Annotated in this window: 11 protein-coding genes, 8 pseudogenes and 1 other annotated feature; of the genes and pseudogenes, 9 read left to right on the forward strand and 10 right to left on the reverse strand. The window is 59.0% G+C overall.

Features of this window, described 5'->3' with window-relative positions; translation table 11 throughout:
• Nucleotides 1-21: 21 nt before the first annotated feature.
• Nucleotides 22-807, reverse strand: a complete 786-nt coding sequence (locus NLY43_RS12320) for a type IV secretion system lytic transglycosylase VirB1 (RefSeq protein WP_023713024.1) — start codon at nt 805-807, stop codon at nt 22-24.
• Between the two features lie 1,294 nt (nt 808-2,101).
• On the opposite strand from NLY43_RS12320, the gene virG (NLY43_RS12325) reads away from it, so the two are divergent.
• Complete coding sequence (virG, locus tag NLY43_RS12325) at nt 2,102-2,827, forward strand: two-component system response regulator VirG (RefSeq protein ID WP_023685159.1); 726 nt, start codon at nt 2,102-2,104, stop codon at nt 2,825-2,827.
• 692 nt (nt 2,828-3,519) lie between these two features.
• Here the strand turns inward: virG (NLY43_RS12325) and virD4 are convergent.
• The 3 genes and pseudogenes from virD4 to NLY43_RS12340 all read right to left on the reverse strand — a co-directional run.
• Complete coding sequence (gene virD4 / locus NLY43_RS12330; protein WP_023727267.1) at nt 3,520-5,265, reverse strand: type IV secretion system ATPase VirD4; 1,746 nt, start codon at nt 5,263-5,265, stop codon at nt 3,520-3,522.
• 247 nt (nt 5,266-5,512) lie between these two features.
• A complete protein-coding gene (locus NLY43_RS12335) occupies nt 5,513-6,055 on the reverse strand; it encodes a hypothetical protein (protein WP_245264091.1) in 543 nt (180 codons plus the stop codon).
• Nucleotides 6,056-6,590: 535 nt separating this feature from the next.
• Nucleotides 6,591-6,893: pseudogene (locus NLY43_RS12340) on the reverse strand (integrase core domain-containing protein); the annotation flags it as partial.
• A gap of 43 nt (nt 6,894-6,936) precedes the next feature.
• Here NLY43_RS12340 and NLY43_RS32750 point away from each other — a divergent pair.
• The 3 genes and pseudogenes from NLY43_RS32750 to NLY43_RS12350 form a co-directional block, all read left to right on the forward strand.
• Nucleotides 6,937-7,264 (forward strand): annotated as a pseudogene (locus tag NLY43_RS32750) (IS30 family transposase); the annotation flags it as partial.
• 55 nt (nt 7,265-7,319) lie between these two features.
• Complete coding sequence (locus NLY43_RS12345) at nt 7,320-8,312, forward strand: IS481 family transposase (protein WP_023713123.1); 993 nt, start codon at nt 7,320-7,322, stop codon at nt 8,310-8,312.
• Nucleotides 8,267-9,400, forward strand: a pseudogene (locus NLY43_RS12350) (IS30 family transposase); the annotation flags it as partial. The gene NLY43_RS12345 and the pseudogene NLY43_RS12350, both read left to right, overlap by 46 nt.
• Here the strand turns inward: NLY43_RS12350 and NLY43_RS12355 are convergent.
• A pseudogene (locus NLY43_RS12355) lies at nt 9,379-10,269 on the reverse strand (IS3 family transposase); the annotation flags it as partial. The pseudogenes NLY43_RS12350 and NLY43_RS12355 overlap by 22 nt on opposite strands.
• Nucleotides 9,902-10,018, reverse strand: a sequence feature (AL1L pseudoknot). Its footprint overlaps the pseudogene before it by 117 nt.
• A 155-nt stretch (nt 10,270-10,424) precedes the next feature.
• A complete protein-coding gene (locus NLY43_RS12360) occupies nt 10,425-10,574 on the reverse strand; it encodes a hypothetical protein (RefSeq protein ID WP_023703136.1) in 150 nt (49 codons plus the stop codon).
• A 197-nt stretch (nt 10,575-10,771) separates the two neighbouring features.
• Between NLY43_RS12360 and NLY43_RS12365 the strand changes: the two genes are divergently transcribed.
• Entirely contained in the window at nt 10,772-12,691 is a 1,920-nt protein-coding gene (locus tag NLY43_RS12365; protein ID WP_286460912.1) for a potassium transporter Kup, read from the forward strand.
• A 128-nt stretch (nt 12,692-12,819) separates the two neighbouring features.
• Here NLY43_RS12365 and NLY43_RS12370 read toward each other — a convergent pair.
• The 3 genes and pseudogenes from NLY43_RS12370 to NLY43_RS12380 form a co-directional block, all read right to left on the reverse strand.
• Nucleotides 12,820-13,529, reverse strand: a pseudogene (locus tag NLY43_RS12370) (IS6 family transposase).
• Between the two features lie 50 nt (nt 13,530-13,579).
• Nucleotides 13,580-13,743 (reverse strand): annotated as a pseudogene (locus NLY43_RS12375) (DUF1403 family protein); the annotation flags it as partial.
• Nucleotides 13,744-13,977: 234 nt separating this feature from the next.
• On the reverse strand, nt 13,978-14,355 hold the full coding sequence (locus NLY43_RS12380; RefSeq protein WP_023690673.1) for a hypothetical protein: 378 nt from the start codon (nt 14,353-14,355) through the stop codon (nt 13,978-13,980).
• Nucleotides 14,356-14,649: 294 nt separating this feature from the next.
• Here NLY43_RS12380 and NLY43_RS12385 point away from each other — a divergent pair.
• The 3 genes and pseudogenes from NLY43_RS12385 (at nt 14,650) to NLY43_RS12395 (ending at nt 16,159) form a co-directional block, all read left to right on the forward strand.
• Nucleotides 14,650-15,375 (forward strand): annotated as a pseudogene (locus tag NLY43_RS12385) (IS6 family transposase).
• The gene (locus NLY43_RS12390) at nt 15,372-15,551 is read left to right on the forward strand and encodes a hypothetical protein (RefSeq protein WP_031194388.1); all 180 of its coding nucleotides are present in this window, start codon (nt 15,372-15,374) and stop codon (nt 15,549-15,551) included. Before NLY43_RS12385 ends, NLY43_RS12390 begins: the two are co-directional and overlap by 4 nt.
• Nucleotides 15,551-16,159: a hypothetical protein gene (locus tag NLY43_RS12395; protein WP_023707739.1), complete on the forward strand. Its 609-nt coding sequence runs from the start codon at nt 15,551-15,553 to the stop codon at nt 16,157-16,159. The genes NLY43_RS12390 and NLY43_RS12395 overlap by 1 nt, the downstream gene beginning before the upstream one ends.
• Nucleotides 16,160-16,273: 114 nt before the next feature.
• Here NLY43_RS12395 and NLY43_RS12400 read toward each other — a convergent pair whose 3' ends face one another.
• The gene (locus NLY43_RS12400) at nt 16,274-16,549 is read right to left on the reverse strand and encodes an acyl carrier protein (protein ID WP_023679571.1); all 276 of its coding nucleotides are present in this window, start codon (nt 16,547-16,549) and stop codon (nt 16,274-16,276) included.
• Between the two features lie 79 nt (nt 16,550-16,628).
• Here NLY43_RS12400 and virG (NLY43_RS12405) point away from each other — a divergent pair.
• Nucleotides 16,629-17,343 (forward strand): annotated as a pseudogene (gene virG, locus NLY43_RS12405) (two-component system response regulator VirG).
• The last annotated feature ends 52 nt before the right edge of the window (nt 17,344-17,395 follow it).

Below are 17,395 nucleotides of genomic sequence, written 5' to 3' on the forward strand. Positions count from 1 at the left end.
TCATCATTGCATCTCCATGTTTCAATCGAATACGAGTTTGTTCGGGTTCGCGAGTTCCCGTGCTTTCGCAGCCTGGCTGCCTGTCGGATCGGAGGGATCGACCCCGGAGCGGTCTGGCTGATACGAGCCCCAGATGTCCCAAGAATCTTGGTTGGGCTGCTTCTTTCTATTGGCCTGTTGGCTCTGCTGGAGCAGAGGCGGCACGGCTTTCCGACCGGGTGCCTCAAGGTGCGGCACATCTCGAGCAGTCGGCTCCAGCGTTCTCTCAAGGAGACTTGAGATGTCCTTTGCGGCCGACTCGACCTTGCGTACATAACCGTTGGCGAAGCCATGCGTGACGTCGCCCGTGTTATAGGCCGAGATGGCACGGCGAAGCGCCAGTTGCTGTGCCACAGCAGTGGTGCCGCCGGCATACCGGCTTTCAAGCAGGTGGGCGGCAGCCGAAAGCGAGGCGCAGGGCTCGAAAGCCCTTTCCGGCGTGAGATTGAGCATGGCAAAGTTCTTGCTGTTTATCTGCATCAATCCAACATCGACAGAATGTTGTGCTTCGAGGCGTTCCTTGATGCCCCGCGTGGCTTCCAGGTGGTCTATCCAGCGAAGCTGCTCACCTGTGGTGTTGTCATGAGCCACCAGCGTTTCAAAGCCACTTTCAATCTTGGCAATCGCGGCCAGGGTGGACGGCGCAACCCAGGGGGCGCATTTGCGCGACAGGCTGCGGAACTCACGCGGAGAAAGTGGCGCGGGCTCGGCTGGGAGTGACATGGATGTCATCAGGACGATGGCCAGCGGCCAAGCTGCAATAAACATTCCCTATCACCTACCTTTCCAAGCCGCCGGACGGGTTCTGGCCCTGTCCGGCACGCGCTTATCGGGGAGGTTTGTTACTGTGTGATGTTCAAGTTCAGCTTTTCGGTTTCAATTGAAGCAAAGACCGTGTTCGTATCAGCGTGGGTGAGCATCTTGCGCATGCGTGGGTGGCGCGGGCCCGATCAGCCAGCGACATCCGGAGCATCTTGGTACAATGACTCCTGTACAGGATTGCTCGTCCCGGCCGTCCGTTGCTCCTGGAGTGTGGGCCACGACTTTGGCGTCATGGATGGTACTTCTGTCAGCGCCAAGCCAAGGACAAAATGGGGAGCTTGGCGGGCTTGTTCAGGCTCGGGATCACCGTGGGGAATCGACTAAGGCGATAAAGCGGCCCAACTTTGCCGGTATGCTGCCGATCCTTAAAGAGCAGCCATGCGCGGCCCTGCACACTCAGATCATTGCTTGAGACGCGAGCTCGTCCGCGAAGCTGGCTCGAAGGCGCAAATCCGCGGCGGCGAGGGTCAACTGGGAAGACGTGGCGGCGCAGCCCATCCTGGTGCGAGCCTCGTTCAGCTGTTCGGCCGCCGCTGCCAAAGGGTGGATCACGCACAGTCCAATCGGCAGATAACCGCACGTCATTGACGGAGTCCGACGGCGCAATGGACAAGCATAGTCACACGCTCAAGATGGAGGAGTTGCATTAACTGAGAAATGTTAGCCCGGACGTTCACCGCAACCGGCGACCTGCCGGTCGCCGAACAGCATTTGAGGCCGCCGGCCACCTTGGACGAAGCCGGCTTGGCAGGAGACACACTATTTGCACAAGGCCGCTGCAGCGAATCACGGTCTTCTTCCGCCGACCGCCTCTCCGATCAAGCCAAACGCCGCGCTGCTCAACCGTGTCCGAGCTGGATCCACGAGCCGGAGGATATCGAGATGATCCAGATCCGCAAACTCCAGGATGACCAGGATGCAAGGGCATAGCAGGAAACTTGGCATCCATGAGGTCGAACTTGAGTGATATTGGCAGGCCTGCACCAACGGGGGAGCTCGAAGCGAAAAAGCGAAGGACCACACGGCAGGGTCATGTCGGCGCTTGGACCTGTCTGGTGGCCACGGGCTGCCTTGGTGCGGTCAATTCGCTGGGGATGAAAAGAACAGGACGAGCACGGCCTCACATTGGCCGCACGCAACGGCGAGTGGTATCAAGGAGCAGCTGTTCTGGGTAGGTCGGTGCCCCAGGGTTGCTCGGCAACAGGTTTAGACAAGGGGATTCAAGATTGAAGGTGTGCCGTTGAAACATGTTCTTGTCATTGACGATGATGCCGCAATGCGGCGCCTCATCGCCGAGTATCTCACGATGCATGCCCTGAAGGTAACCGCAGTCCACGATAGCAAGCAGTTTGACTATGTTCTTTCACGTGAGCCAGTCGATCTCGTGGTTGTTGACCTTAACCTAGGCCGGGAGGATGGACTTGCGATCGTCCGCAATCTGGCGACAAAATCGGATGTTCCTATCATAGTGATCAGCGGCGACCGGCTTGATGAGGCGGAAAAAGTGGTTGCACTGGAGCTCGGCGCAACCGATTTCATTCCCAAGCCTTTCGGGATGCGCGAATTCCTGGCCCGCATTCGAGTAGCGCTACGCCAGCGCATTTCTAGTCCGCGAACCAGAGAGCAGCGCTCATTTCGCTTTGGGGCCTGGAAGCTCAGCGTGAAGCAGCGGCGACTGATCTGTGCGGAGCGTGGCGAGGTCAAGCTTACCGCATGTGAGTTCAATCTCTTGATCGCATTTCTGGAGAACCCCCGCAACGTGCTATCCAGAGAACGGCTTTTGCTCGCGAGCCGTGTGCGTGGAGAAGAGGTGTACGATCGAAGTATCGATGTCCTAATCATGCGCTTGCGCCGAAAGCTGGAGGCTGATGCGGCCAACCCTCGCCTGGTCAAAACATCCCGTGGCGCAGGGTACTTCTTCAACGCTGACGTAGATGTTAGCTACGGAGGCACGTTGGCCGCGTGACAGTGAGCTATGCTGGAGATTGGGGTGACGAGGCTGATCAAGCCTTCCAACAGTACCAGCCTGATCAATTACGGCGAGAGCTACCGGTCCGGAGATCGCATCAGCCCCTCTCTGCATATGCACGCGGCCGCCTGAATTGCCGATTTCGCTCAGCTGCTGCTGAATGGCGACGGCTTGCGGCGCATTCAGGGCCCTCTGCGTCTGCGCTGGCCACAACAGCGCTGTGGAATGTTCATTGTTGGGACTACTCACTCGGGTGGCAGGTGGTTGCATGGTCAAGCTCATCCGGCGAAGGGCGGATCTGCTGTCGGCTGGCAGCCAAGACTGGGGGCGGCGGCCCGAACTCCGGCGTCCCAGAGCTTGCGAAAGCCTCCGACACGCTTCTGTTGAGGTCATCCCGTCCATCGGGCATCCCTGGGTTGCTGAAAAAAGACGAGGCGGCTTGATGATCCTGCCCTCTCTGAAGCACCTCGCGAAACCCCTGTTCCAGTCGCAGAAGCTCCTCTGGATTGGTTGGCGGCTCGTCAGCTCGACCATCGAACAGCGGCCGGAGCGCCTCGGACACGTGCTGCTCAAAGCCCACTCGCCGGGCCTGGACCGCTTGCCCGTCTTCCAAGCCGGCGTCCTGCACCTGCGACAAAGCTGTTACACGGGATGGATTACTATTTCGCCGGGTCCACACCAGCCTCACATCAAACTGTATCGTCAAAGTCCTGCGCCAATTCACACAGCGGGTCATCGAGTTGAGATTCGGCGGAGAGCGCCTCCTCTGCTCCCGTCAAGGGCGCCGGCTCCGGGAGGGCGCCTGTCTGGCGTTCAAAGATGCGTTTCAGAATGCGATCCGAGAAATAACGCACCTTCCTCAATTTTAATGGTGGCAGACCTTTGATGAGAACAATCTCGTAGTCGTCATCGAGCAGCCGAACCTGTTCGGGACGCAATAGCGGTGCACCTTGATGTGAATTCTGAATGGTCCAGTCGAACGTTCGCGCCTGGCTGTGGGAAATCGATTTTGCTTCAAAGGTGTATTCACCGATGGCCTTGGAAATGTAGTTCGGAGTCTCGTCATCAGCCGTGGCCATGAACACTTGCAGTCCGGTATTGCTGAGAAAATTCTGCTTGCCAGCCTCTCCATAAGCCCCCGTCAGTGCCGAAAGGCTTTGGATGATGAGCATGAAACGCCCCTTGTAGCCCGCGATAGTCGTGATTGCGGTCTCGATCGCCTCAAGCTTACCCAAGTGCTTGAACTCGTCGAGCAGGAAGAGAACCTCGTGCTTTTCATCCCGGCGGGCCAGCGACCGCTGCAGAATTGAAACGATTTGCTGAAAAAACAAGCGTATCAAAGGCGCGATCACCTCAAGGTCGTTCGGACCAACGCAAAGATAGATGCACGTTCTGCGACGGCGAAGATCATAGACCGAAAAGTCCGAGCGACTTGTGGCCGCCTTTACAGCGGGATCCGCCCACAGGTTGAGCCCGCCATCGCCGAGCACGGAAGTGTAGGAGGTTAGGATTTTCGTATCGTTCCCCGCCATGTCGTCGAAGATGCGTTGTGCCTCTTTGTTCTGAGTCTCCATGGCGAGTCGCGCGAAGAGCTTAAACTTCTCCCCCGGCTGGGCGAAGAGGTCATAGACGGCGCCGATTGTTGGCGTGCCCCGCTCGATGCAGGCAAGGATTCCCGCGACAAAGATATCTCGCGCGCCGCTGACGAAACCTTCCGCGCCCTCCCCCTTGGCCGTAATCAGGTTTGCCGCCAAGCGGCGGGCTTCGGTGAATTGCTGCTGTGGAGGCAGCGCTATAAGATCCAACAGCGGATTGTAGCAGTTTGTGCGCCGCTCCGAATCCAACGGCGCGAATTTAAACACGTCGTCACCTGCGGCTTTGCGCGCCCTCGAGGTGAGCTCAAAGAGCTCCCCCTTGACGTCCAGAGCTATCACCGAGCCTTTGAATGTAAGTAGCGTTGGAATGACTATGCCGACGCCCTTGCCAGCGCGGGTCGGTGCAACGATGAGGCTGTGAGGCTGCTCGCCATTGGTCAGGAAGTAGCCAGGCCAGAAAGGGCCACTTGTCTTCCCAAACACCGGCCCTGTCACGCCACGGTATCGTCGCAGATATCCCGTGCGTCGCATTTCATCCACTCGAGCCCAACGAGCCGTCCCGTGGTGTTCGAGCTTGCGGCGCAATACGATCTGCTGAATCAGCAAGACGACCGCGGACGTCGAGAGCACGATAGCCGCGCCCCGATAGAAAACGGGGGTTGCGAAACCCAAATAGAAGGGCGTTTCAAACCAAAAGGCACGGACATCAAACGCCATCAGAGCCTCGCCGCTGCCGCCGTGGCGGAAGGTTGCGTAAAGACTTGCCGCACAGAAGCCCACGGCGAGTGAGCACGCGATGCTAATGGCTATGTTGGGGGGCGTCGTTTTTGTTGAAAGCATTGTTCCATTGCCGGATTAGCCGTAGCTAATGCTGCGCGTGCTTCAGAGACCGAACCGGCGTCGCGCGATGTCGCCGCTCGACAGATCGATGCCGCAGTGGGTGGTGCGATGCTTGCAGCGCATCACCCGGCAGACGTGGTTTTTGAAAGTTACACTAAGCAGGTACGTCAACGGCCAGCGAATTGGAAACGGCAAGGCCGTAGACGGAATTCGGGAGAGAAAGCGTCACTGTACCATGGCCGAGACATCAACGGCCGGAGCGATCTCTGCTTCTGGTGGCCTCCATTAGGTCCTCTCGGGCGTGATTGTAGGCTTGGCTTATGGACCGCCCGACTTGAGCACCCCGCTGCAGCTGTTCATAGGAGGTTTGCGGGCCTACTGTATCACGGACTGCAGCCTCAATACCTGCTATGTGGCCGTCCAGATTCGCACTCCGTTCCTCTGCTGCATGCTGCGGCGGCGGCATGTGCGGCAAGATGTCTTGCATGCCGGGAAAAACTGAGTGAGCTTGGGCCTGTTGATTTGCGTCGAACTGGTGATACATGTTGAGAATAGCATTGGATGCCATGTTTCTGACATTGCCATCCGGATCAGAAGAAGCCAATCCAATGGCCTGATCAAGAATGCGAGATTTGTTTTCGTCAGTAAACTTACTGAAGTGTGGCGCAACGTAATAAGCTCCGAGAGCTTGCGACGGCGGATCCATGTTGCCAATGCGATTAACAATAGCATCTTGCAGCCCTGGCGTTAGGTAATCGCCTAGATTACTGGCCGCTCCGACTTTCTGCAATGCTATGTCATCCGTGCTGTACCCCAATTCGGCTGTTAATGTCGCGGCCAGGTTGATGGCTGATCGTCCAAGCCGATTGGTCCGCCTTTCAAATCTCGCGAGGTCAGTTTCTGGCCCGGGTTGAGTGCCCCGAACGGCTGTTCGCTCGTGCGTCCCGAGGCCTTTGAAGCCCCCAAGATTTCGCGCTGTATCGCGCGGGTTAGCGGTTACCAGCCGTTCTGCAACATCGCTCAATGGCCCCTCTGGAACGTCACGGAGGCTACTGCTCCCCACGCCTTGAGATGATCTTGCAGCTGCACGTGCCCGTTTGTTATCGCGATCCATTGCTCGCCTCCAAAGTAGTTATTCTACCCAATGAGGTTACCACCGAAGCTTGACCTGCTAAACCGATATGATGTTACAGTTGTAGTATGGCAAAAGGTTCCCAGCTCTGTGGGTCTGCCAAGTGCCCGTCCAAGCCGAAGAAAATACGATGAAGCTGGCACCAAATGCGATGTGAACTGCCCCGGGCATTCCGGTGGCCGTTTCGTTTGAGTCACGCGGCTATGGCTGGTTCATCCAACATGGCGTAGTAGCGTTCCTCGGCTTCGGCCGGCGGGATGTTGCCGATGGGCTCCAGCAGCCAGCGATTGTTGAAGCAGTCGACCCATTCGAGCGTGGCGAACTCGACGGCCTCGAATGAGCGCCAGGGTCCGCGTCGATGGATCACCTCGGCCTTGTAAAGACCGTTGATCGTTTCCGCGAGAGCATTATCGAAAGAGTCGCCGACACTGCCCACTGCGGGTTCGACGCCGGCCTCCGCCAAGCGCTCGGTGTATTGAATGCTGACGTGTTGGGCGGATTCAACCGGTCGTCGCAACACCAAGGGATTGGAGGTTGCAATGACGGTTCACCAACGCGCTTCAGATCGGTGCACTCGAAAGAAGCTAGATTCGCCCGGGCGTCCGCCTGCCTGGCAGAGTGAGAATCGCTTCCGGTTCTGGCAAGCTATTGCCTTGGGACATTCGAGCGAGGAGGCCGCACTGGATGCCGGTACATCAACGCCTCTTGGTCCGCGCTGGTTTCGGAGTGCAGGAGGGATGCCGCCAACGCATTTGGCGCCGTGGGCGAAGCCGCCTTCGGGGCGATATCTTTCTTTCGGGAGCGCGAGGATATGCGCTTGAGCTTGCCAAGGGAATCGGCATCCGGGCCATTGCTTGTAAACTAGGTGTTTGATCCCAGGCTTTGATGGCGCATACTTTTCGTCCGAATCAAAGGATGCGCTATGGGCCAGGTTCTTCATGGGAGCGCCACGACGACAGAGGCGATCCGTCGAGCGATACAGCATAGTCAAGAGAGCCTGAGGGCGCTGGCGAAGCGCTACGGCATCAATCAGAAGACGGTTAGGAAGTGGAGGAACCGGACGTCGGCCGCCGATCTTCCGACTGGCCCCAGAGATCCGAAGTCGACAGTGCTATCGACTGAGGAAGAGGCGGTCATCGTCGCCTTTCGGCGTTATACGCTGCTGCCACTGGACGATTGCCTCTATGCTCTCCAACCGACGATCCCGCATCTGTCGCGGTCATCCTTGCATCGCTGCCTGCAGCGTCACGGGATAGGCAGGTTGCCGGATGTCGAGGGCGACAAGCCGGCAAGGAAGAAGTTCAAGGCCTATCCAATCGGCTACTTCCATATCGACGTCGCCGAGGTCCGAACCGAGCAGGGCAAGCTGCATATGTTCGTGGCCATAGATCGGACCTCGAAGTTCGCTTTCGTCGAGCTGCACGAGAAGGCAACGACAGCGGTCTCCGCCGATTTCCTGCGCCATCTTCTTGATGCTGTCCCTTACAAGATCCACACAGTGCTTACCGACAACGGCATTCAGTTCACGACCCCAGGTGCCGGCGGCTCGGCCGTTCCACTGATCAAGGAAGCCATGGCGGGGGGAGAAATCATATGGGCGCACGCCTTCGAACATACTTGCGCCAAGGCCGATATCGACCACCGAACGACAAAGCCAAGGCACCCATGGACCAACGGCCAGGTCGAACGCATGAACCGCACGATCAAGGATGCGACCGTCAAACGCTTCTACTACGAGAGCCATGACCAACTGCGCCAGCATCTCGCCGATTTCGTCTTAGCCTATAATTTCGGCCGTCGACTGAAGACCCTCAAGGGCCTCACGCCCTTTGAATACATCTGCAAAATCTGGACAAAAGAGCCCGAACGATTCAGGCTCGATCCAACCCATCAAACCTTGGGACTAAACAACTAGGTCGGCCGCCGAGCACAATCTCGCGGGAGATCAGGCGCAATGCCGCGACGCGCAGCGGCAATCTGGATTACCGGCCAGTGCCGCACAATGGCACGCCGATCGTGAGTCCCGGCGGCCTCCTGGCAAGCTGGCGGTCAATCCGGCTCTGCGTGAATATGTTGAGGAGCGCTTGGCCGGCAAAGTCACCAACCCCAATGGCGCCTCATTCGAGGGCCCCAAGGTGGGTATGGAAAAAACGACAGAGCCGGAGGTGGTCGGCAGCCTGGAGCCCCGAGCAGATCGCTAAATCGGCTTCAGATCGATTACCCAGAGGATCAAACCATGCGGATCAGCCACGAGACGATCTATCAGTCCTTGTACATTCAAGGACGCGGAGCATTGCGCCCAGGACTGACCGCATGTCTGCGTTAGCCGAGCGTTGCGCGTACCGCGCGAACGGGCCCGAGTTCGCAACAAGTCCTTCATTGGAGACGCCCTTATAATAAGCGACCGTCCGGCCGAAATTGCCGATCGGGCTGTCCCCGGACATTGGGAAGGCGACCTCATCCTTGGCCTCGGAAGCTAGGCGATCGTACGCTCGTGGAACGAAGTTCACGCTTCACAATGCGTGCTTCACCTGCCGCGCATGCATGGCTATCAGCAGAGCCTGCGCATCAAGAACGGTCCACCACTTGCCGCCCACGGCGCTGAAGCAGTCCGCAGAGCCATAGCCCGATCCATGGGCAAACTTCCCGAGCAACTGCGTCAGTCGCTGACTTGGGACCATGGAGCGGAAATGGCGCAGCAGCCGACCTGCGCATCGACACCGGGCTCGAGATTTTCTTCTGCGATCCCCAAGCCCGTGGCAGCGAGACTCCAACGAAAACACCAACGGCTTGCTGAGACAGTACTTTCCAAAGGGCACGGATCTCAGTCGGCACACAGCCCGGGAACTGGACGCAGTCGCCCATGCTATCAACACAAGACCGCGCAAAACGCTCGGCTGGAAAACACCTGCCGAACTCCTCGACCAGCTCCTTGGGGGACAGTATGATGCCGGTGTTGCGACGATCCGGTTGAATCCGCCTTGGCTGCCTCTATCGCTGTGATGGATGAGCCCGCCTCCCTGCACGGGCCGCCGATCATGGAGAGCCTGTTCCAGGGCATCGAGAACGAAGGCTGCATGCGCCGTCCGGCTCACCCGCCAGCCGACGATCCGACGGGCATAGGTGTCGATGACAAAGGCGACATAGACGAAGCCCGTCCAGGTCGCGACGCAGGTGAAGTCGGAGACCCGCAGCATGTTCGGCGCGGAGCGTGGAACTGGCGGTTGACGTGGTCGAGAGGGCAAGGTGCGGCCTTGTCGCTCACCGTAGTGCGGATCGGCGGACGATGCCTTCGAGGCCCATGGCCTTCATCAAGCGGGCAACCGTGCAGCGGGCGACGTCGAAGCCCTCGCGACGCAACCGCCGCCAGACCTTGCGAACGCCGTAGACGCGGAAGTTCGCCTCAAACCGTCGGACCTCATCCTTCGAGGCTGTATCCCATCTTGCCCGAGCCGACAGCCGGCAGGGGTCGACGCGCTTGGCGACATGGTCGTGGTAGGTCGACGGGGCGATCGGCAGCACCTTGCAGATCGGCTCAACCCCATGCGCCTTGCGGTGATCGTCGATGAACGCGATCGTGGCCTGAACCGGCGGTCGAGCTTCGCCTGGGCAAAATACGCGGAAGCCTTGCTCTCGTTGGCCTGCGAAGCTCGCGGCTCTCGCGTTCCAGAGCCTTCAGTTTCGTCGCAGCATCCGTGGGAACTCCGGCGCGCACGCCGCCGTCACGCTCGGCTTTCTTGCAGCCGATCTTGGCGGCGATCGATGAAACCGCCGCCCACCGCGACGTATGCTCGCGTTCGTGATCCAGAACCAGCCGCACCGCGGGGGGTCCGGACCGCGGGAGAGAACTTGTTGGTCGCCTTGCTTGTCATGGTTTCACCTTCTCAGGAGTTGGAGCCTCCGATCAACCCGGGGCGGCACACAACAAGGGTCACGGATCAATCTGGGCGGGAACCCTAGAGAATCAGCCCTCAGAGCCTTTGGTAATAGACCGACCCCTCGCACCTGTTTGGGCTGGGTGTACAAGTCAGGTTTTCATCAGGTTGGACGAGTATGTCTGGCAGTAGAGCGCGACCACTTCCGTGCCCGCCCGCTCGTCTGGCAGACACACAAAGGAGAAAGATATGCCGTCAGCTACAAGCAGCGCCATCGTTTCCTGCCGCAGATCATCGCCCATCCGGTCTGGCCCTCCTTCAGGTCCCCTTGAGCCTGTGTCTCGTCGAGGAAATGGCCTGGGAGCGGGATCGTGGTTTCGTATGAGACAATCCGCCGGTGCGGCGACAAATGCGGTCCGCATACGGAGCCATTACGTCGCGGCACTTGATATTGCAGTGCAGCAAAGGTAGAGGGCCGCCCCTTATCGGAGTGTCGTCCATGGCCCTTACCAATGCTGGTAGCGAGGCAGAACCCGTCGAACAATCGAGCCATCCCGAAATCGAACAGGACAGCACCAAGGTGCTGATGCTAGGCGCGCTCGGCGTTGTCTATGGCGATATTGGCACCAGCCCGATCTACGCGTTCCGTGAGGCGCTGGTGGCGTCGTCGGGCGGCAATGTCGCCGAGCGCGGCGATATCCTCGGCGTGCTGTCGCTGATCATCTGGTCGCTGACTATCATCGTCACCATCAAGTACATCATGTTCGTGCTGCGCGCCGATAACGGCGGCGAGGGCGGCGTGCTGTCGCTGATGGCGCTAGCGCGCGGCAGTTTCCCCAAGCGGTCGGCGGTGATCCTGGGCATCGGCATCGTCGGCGCCTCGCTGTTTTTCGGCGACGCGGTCATCACGCCCGCGATTTCGGTGCTGTCGGCGGTCGAGGGTATGAACGTCGTCACGCCGACCTTCCAGCCCTATGTGGTGCCGCTGACACTGGTCATCCTGGCCATGGTGTTCGCGGTGCAGCGCTTTGGCACCGGCGGGGTGGGATTGGTGTTCGGCCCGGTGACCGCCGTATGGTTCCTGGCAATTGGCCTTTCCGGTCTCAACCACATCATCGCCGATCCAGAAATCCTGTGGGCGGTGAGCCCGCACTACATCGTCGCCTTCCTGATTAATTCGCCCGACGTCGCCTTCGTCACCGTCGGCGCCATCTTCCTCGCCGTCACCGGCGCCGAAGCACTCTATGCCGATCTCGGCCATTTCGGCCGCAAGCCGATCGTGCTGGCCTGGCTGGCGATCGTGTTTCCCTGCCTGCTGCTCAATTATGCCGGGCAAGGCGCCTTCGTGCTGGCCAAGAACGGTCACGTCGGCCATCCATTCTTCGAGATGAACGAAGGCTGGACGCTGATCCCGATGGTGGTATTGGCAACCGCGGCGACGGTCATCGCCAGCCAGGCGGTCATATCGGGCGCCTTCTCGCTGACCAGGCAGGCGGTGCAGCTCAATATGCTGCCGCGCCTCGAAATCCTGCACACGTCGGAACGGCAGTCGGGCCAGATCTACATGCCGCGCGTCAATGTTTTGCTGGCGTTGGCGGTGATGTTGCTGGTCGTCGGTTTCGGCGAATCGAGCAAGCTCGCCTCCGCCTATGGCATCTCGGTGACCGGCAACATGCTGGTGACGACGGTGCTGCTGTTCGTCGTCATGACCCGCATCTGGAAATGGCGGCTGTGGGTGGCGGTCGCCATGACGGCGCTGTTCGGCTTCATCGACATCGGCTTCTTCGCCTCCAACATCGTGAAGGTGTTCGAGGGCGGCTGGGCGTCGCTTGCGGTGGCCTTCACCATCGTTCTGGCGATGTGGACCTGGGTGCGCGGCAGCCGCTATCTGTTCGACAAGACCCGGCGCAACGAAATCCCGCTCGATTTCCTCGCCGGCAATCTGCTGAAGAAGAAGCCGCAGCTGGTGTCCGGCACCGCCGTGTTCCTGACCAGCGATCCGCAAAGCGCGCCGACAGCGCTGATGCACAGCCTGAAGCACTACAAGGTGCTGCACGAGCAGAACGTCATTCTGTCGGTGGTCACCGCACCGCAGCCGCTGGTGCCCGACAGCGAGCGGGTCAAGATGGAGACAGTCAACGAGCTGTTCATGCGGGTGACGCTGACCTTCGGCTATATGGAGCAGCCCAACATTCCGCGCGCGCTGGCGATCTGCCGCAAGCAGGGCTGGAAGTTCGACATCATGACGACGTCGTTCTTCCTGTCGCGGCGCTCGCTCAAAGCCTCGCCCAATTCCGGCATACCGGTGTGGCAGGACAAGCTGTTCATCGGCCTGGCACGCACGGCCGCCGATGCGACCGAATATTTCCAGATCCCGACCGGACGCGTCGTCGAGATCGGAACGCAAGTGACGATTTAGGGCATGTCGCGGTTGAGAAGAATCGGTGCTGTCACATTGAATGAGCGTTAAGGAAATTCAGGTAGCAGCGCGCCCGGCACTGTAAGTTTCAGCGGCTTGATGCACGCGATAGCTGGCCGGGACGGCTGTCACGCTGTGGCGACACACGCGATTTTGTTCCAGATTTGCATGGGGGCGTTACGCAGGTCTCGATGTTGAGCCGATGACAGCGCATTGCAGGGAAAGTGAGCAGGTCGGCAATCGGATCATGGATGGAAACGAACCGCTGAAGCTGGCGTGCCGACTTGAAGCGTTTCATGATCCTTTCGCGTCGTCGGGTCGGCTGGTGCGAATTTTCCGCTCGATTATTCAGGCCTGTGTGCGACCGGTGTTCGACGCCGGGCAAGAGGTCGCGCATGGCGGCATCATAGGATCGGAGCTTGTCGGTGATCATGATCCGTGGTGTCCGCCCTTGAGCTTTCAGCAACTTGCGCATCAGACGCTTTGCCGCCTTCGCATTTCGGCGGCTTTGTACCAGCACTTCGAGGACGAAGCCGTCCTGATCGACGGCACGCCAGAGCCACTGCTTCTTGCCACTGATAGCCACGACACATTCGTCGAGATGCCATTTGTCGCCCAGGCAGCCGGCTGATATTGATCTCCTGGGCGAAATGCCGTCCGAATTTCTCCGCGCAGCTTCGAACGGTCTGATGCGTGACGATGATGCCGCGGGCCGCCAGCATGTCCTCAACCATGCGCAGGCTGAGCGGAAAGCGAAAGTAGAGCCATACCGCGTGCGCAATGATCTCGGGGGAAAGCGGTGGCGATCATAGAGCGGACCACGAGCAACTTCTGACATGGCCCAATGTAAGCACATCTTCATAAGCTGTCGGTTGACTTTACGGTGCCGCGCCAAGCGAGCAGCATCCGGCCGGCGGGGCCGACCCCGTCTCCCGGCCGTGAGCAGAACGGCATCACGCAGGGGCCGCTTCATCCTCGACGCGGCCAGCCTGCTTTGCCGTTACCGCCGCCGCCGAAAGCGCCAGGCGTTGCCGCCAGGCGCCGGTCCGCCGGCAGCGGTTCGTCTCCACCGATGATCCGATTGCCAACCAATTCCACTTTCCCCCATACCTGCGTAACGCCGCTATGCAAATCTGGACAAAATCGCGTATGTCGCCGCAGCATGACAGCCGTCCCGACCAGCTATCGCTGCATCAAGACGCTGATATCTTTACAGTGCCCGCACGCCTCTCGCGCGCCAACGGCCAGTCGGTGTCGCGAATTGAGGCGCGCTGAAGCCGTCCGGCTCAGCCGATCATGGCGCTTCGGTTGCCGGGTTCGAGGTCGTGGCCTCTGCCGCTGCGCGATTCTAGCAATTGCGCCTTGGAGAGCTCTGCTTCAGCCTCGGCGAGGCATGGCTCGGCTGCGGTTCTCTGCCGCAGAAGGTCCGATTGCGAATTCTTGACGTTGTCACGACGTAGGCGAGCGGCCTTGGCGAACGTCGGATAAGCGAAATGATTGACATCGGAGATGCCGCCCTTCGTTTCCTCGGCGTTTATCTGGAACTCCAGTTCTCGCGCCATGCGTTCGAAATCGGCAATCATGATGTCTAGCTGGTGCAACTGTCGTCGCTTCTCATTCACCTGAAATTGCTTCAGTCGGACCAGATTACCTCGTGGCTTCATGACTCGGTACTCCGGTACCCATTTCGTCCAATCAAACCGCTCTCTCCCCTTGACGTTAGGCCTACAGCGACTCTCACGTTTTCTGCTGCGAGCGGAAACATATTTTCCAAAATCCTTGGCCGATGGCTATGAGTTCAATGCATCGACAAGCATGCGAGCGGGGGACTTAAGGGGCGGTAAAAAAAGGCGGAATAGGGCGATTTTCACAATGTCTGCATATGAACGCGTTGAGACCTGCGGCGGGCTTGACACACAAAGCAATCGTCAAGATTTGCGACATGGACGCCGGGGGGCATGAATACGCCCGCCGTCAGCTACACGCCCCCCGATTTCCGCCGCCTATTATCGCCCACGCGCTCTGGCTTTATTTCCGGTTTCCGCTGAGCCTGCGCCTGGTTGAGGAAATGCTGCTGGAACGCGGCATCGTGGTTTCGTATGAGACAAGTCGCCGGTGGGCATCTAAGTTCGGGCTGGACTGCGCTCGCTGCTTGCGCCGCAAGCCGCCGTGCCGGAATGATGTCTGGTACCTGAACGAAGTGGTCGTCACCATCGCCCGGCAAAAAGCTTTGGTTGTGGCGCGCCGTCGACCAGGATGGATATGTGCTGGACGAAATCGTGCAAAACCGCCGCAACACCAAGGCCGCCAAGCGCTTGCTGACGCGGCCGTTGAAGAAGCAGGGGCTCGCGCCGAAGCGCATGATCACCGACTAGCTGCGCTCGTATGGAGCGGCAAAGCGACAGGTGATGCCGGACGTCAAGCACCGGTCGCACAAGGGGTTGAACAACGGAGCGGAGAATTCCCATGTGCCGCCGCGAAAACGGGAGCGGATGATGCAGAGGTCCGATCGCCGGGAGGCCTGCAACGCTTCGTCTCGACCTTGTCAGCCCTCCGCAACCTCTTCGTCCCGCCCCAAACGTTCTGCTCTCGCCATACATGTTCATCGCCTCAGCGCGATGGCGCTGGTGATATCACGACGCGTTTGTACCGCTCGACCTACGCCACAGGTGCCGACGCTGTGACGAGCTTCGTCGGTCGCGTGTCCAGTGACGGCACCGGGGACAATTATCGTCGACCGCAGTCCATTGCCCAGACCAAGGCGCTTCTCGGCGTCGGCACGATGGCAAATCGCAGCGTCACGATCTCGGCCGCTGCCCCTTCTGGCGGCGTGGACGGTGATTTCTGGGTGCAGCCGTAATGGCCCTTTACGTCAAAGCCTCCGGGGTCTGGGGGGCGGCTAGCGCCGTATGGGTGAAAATCTCAAGCCTCTGGACCAAGGCTCGACAGGTCTATGTGCGCAGCTCGGGCGTCTGGGAGAAAATGTTCCCGATAGATCTGGTCTTCAATGGCACTCACGAAGACTCGACTGCCACGACCGTTTACACCCACACCAGCATTCCGCTTCTTGTCGCGCCACACGCTAATCGTCGTGTCATCGTGACAACTGAGACCACTGACACCGAAAGTGCAGTGACCGTCAACAGTATGACGATTGGGGGTGTGGCTGCCACCCTTCTCGCTCAGGTGGAAAGCATCTTCAATTCTGGTGTGGTCTATCTGTCAGTGTGGTCGGCCCTCGTGCCAACCGGTACGACGGCAACGATCGTGACCACGTATAGTGAGAGCGTGTTCCGTGACTACATGTCGGTCTATACGACCACCAATTGGGATGGTGTGGTGGGCACTGTTGCCTCTGACAACAATTCAACGGGTGGCCTGACAACGACCGTCAGCATTGGTGCCCTGGGCGCAGCGATCGCAATTGCGGGCAACGCCACCAAGGGGGCATCGGCACTGCGACATTGACCGGGCTGACCCAACAGTTCTCAAACACACCAGTCACGAATAGAAACCACAGCGGAGCAATGGCAATAGCTACCGCCGCCCAAGCTGCCCTCACCGTAACCTGTGCCTACAGCACTACTCCAGCACTTGTCGCACTGCTGGTGGTTCCGCGGTGCGCAACTCCTGACTGGCGACGGCGTCGGCGACATGCCTTACGGACTCGTATTGCCAGAGCTTGTAATCGTCGACAAACCAGCCAAGTCGGCTCTCGATCGCCGTAGCAAGCTCGTTATAGTCGAGGCTGTCGAGGCCGAGATCCCGCATTCTGGTTGTCATCGACACCTCTACTTTTTCGGCAACTAGAGCGTTGAGGGTTTTGAGAACCAGTTGTTCAATTTCAAGTAATGTCATCAGTAATACATGCCTTTTGCTTGCAGATTCAGGTAATGCAACCCTGATCGAGGCGCAACCCCCAAAACGAGGTGTGCCGTTGAAACATGTTCTTGTCATTGACGATGATGCCGCAATGCGGCGCCTCATCGCCGATGCATGCCCTGAAGGTAACCGCAGTCCACGATAGCAAGCAGTTTGACTATGTTCTTTCACGTGAGCCAGTCGATCTCGTGGTTGTTGACCTTAACCTAGGCCGGGAGGATGGACTTGCGATCGTCCGCAATCTGGCGACAAAATCGGATGTTCCTATCATAGTGATCAGCGGCGACCGGCTTGATGAGGCGGAAAAAGTGGTTGCACTGGAGCTCGGCGCAACCGATTTCATTCCCAAGCCTTTCGGGATGCGCGAATTCTTGGCCCGCATTCGAGTAGCGCTACGCCAGCGCATTTCTAGTCCGCGAACCAGAGAGCAGCGCTCATTTCGCTTTGGGGCCTGGAAGCTCAGCGTGAAGCAGCGGCGACTGATCTGTGCGGAGCGTGGCGAGGTCAAGCTTACCGCATGTGAGTTCAATCTCTTGATCGCATTTCTGGAGAACCCCCGCAACGTGCTATCCAGAGAACGGCTTTTGCTCGCGAGCCGTGTGCGTGGAGAAGAGGTGTACGATCGAAGTATCGATGTCCTAATCATGCGCTTGCGCCGAAAGCTGGAGGCTGATGCGGCCAACCCTCGCCTGGTCAAAACATCCCGTGCCGCAGGGTACTTCTTCAACGCTGACGTAGATGTTAGCTACGGAGGCACGTTGGCCGCGTGACAGTGAGCTATGCTGGAGATTGGGGTGACGAGGCTGATCAAGCCTTCCAACA

This window comes from Mesorhizobium sp. C416B (assembly GCF_030323165.1).
Classification (GTDB): domain Bacteria; phylum Pseudomonadota; class Alphaproteobacteria; order Rhizobiales; family Rhizobiaceae; genus Mesorhizobium.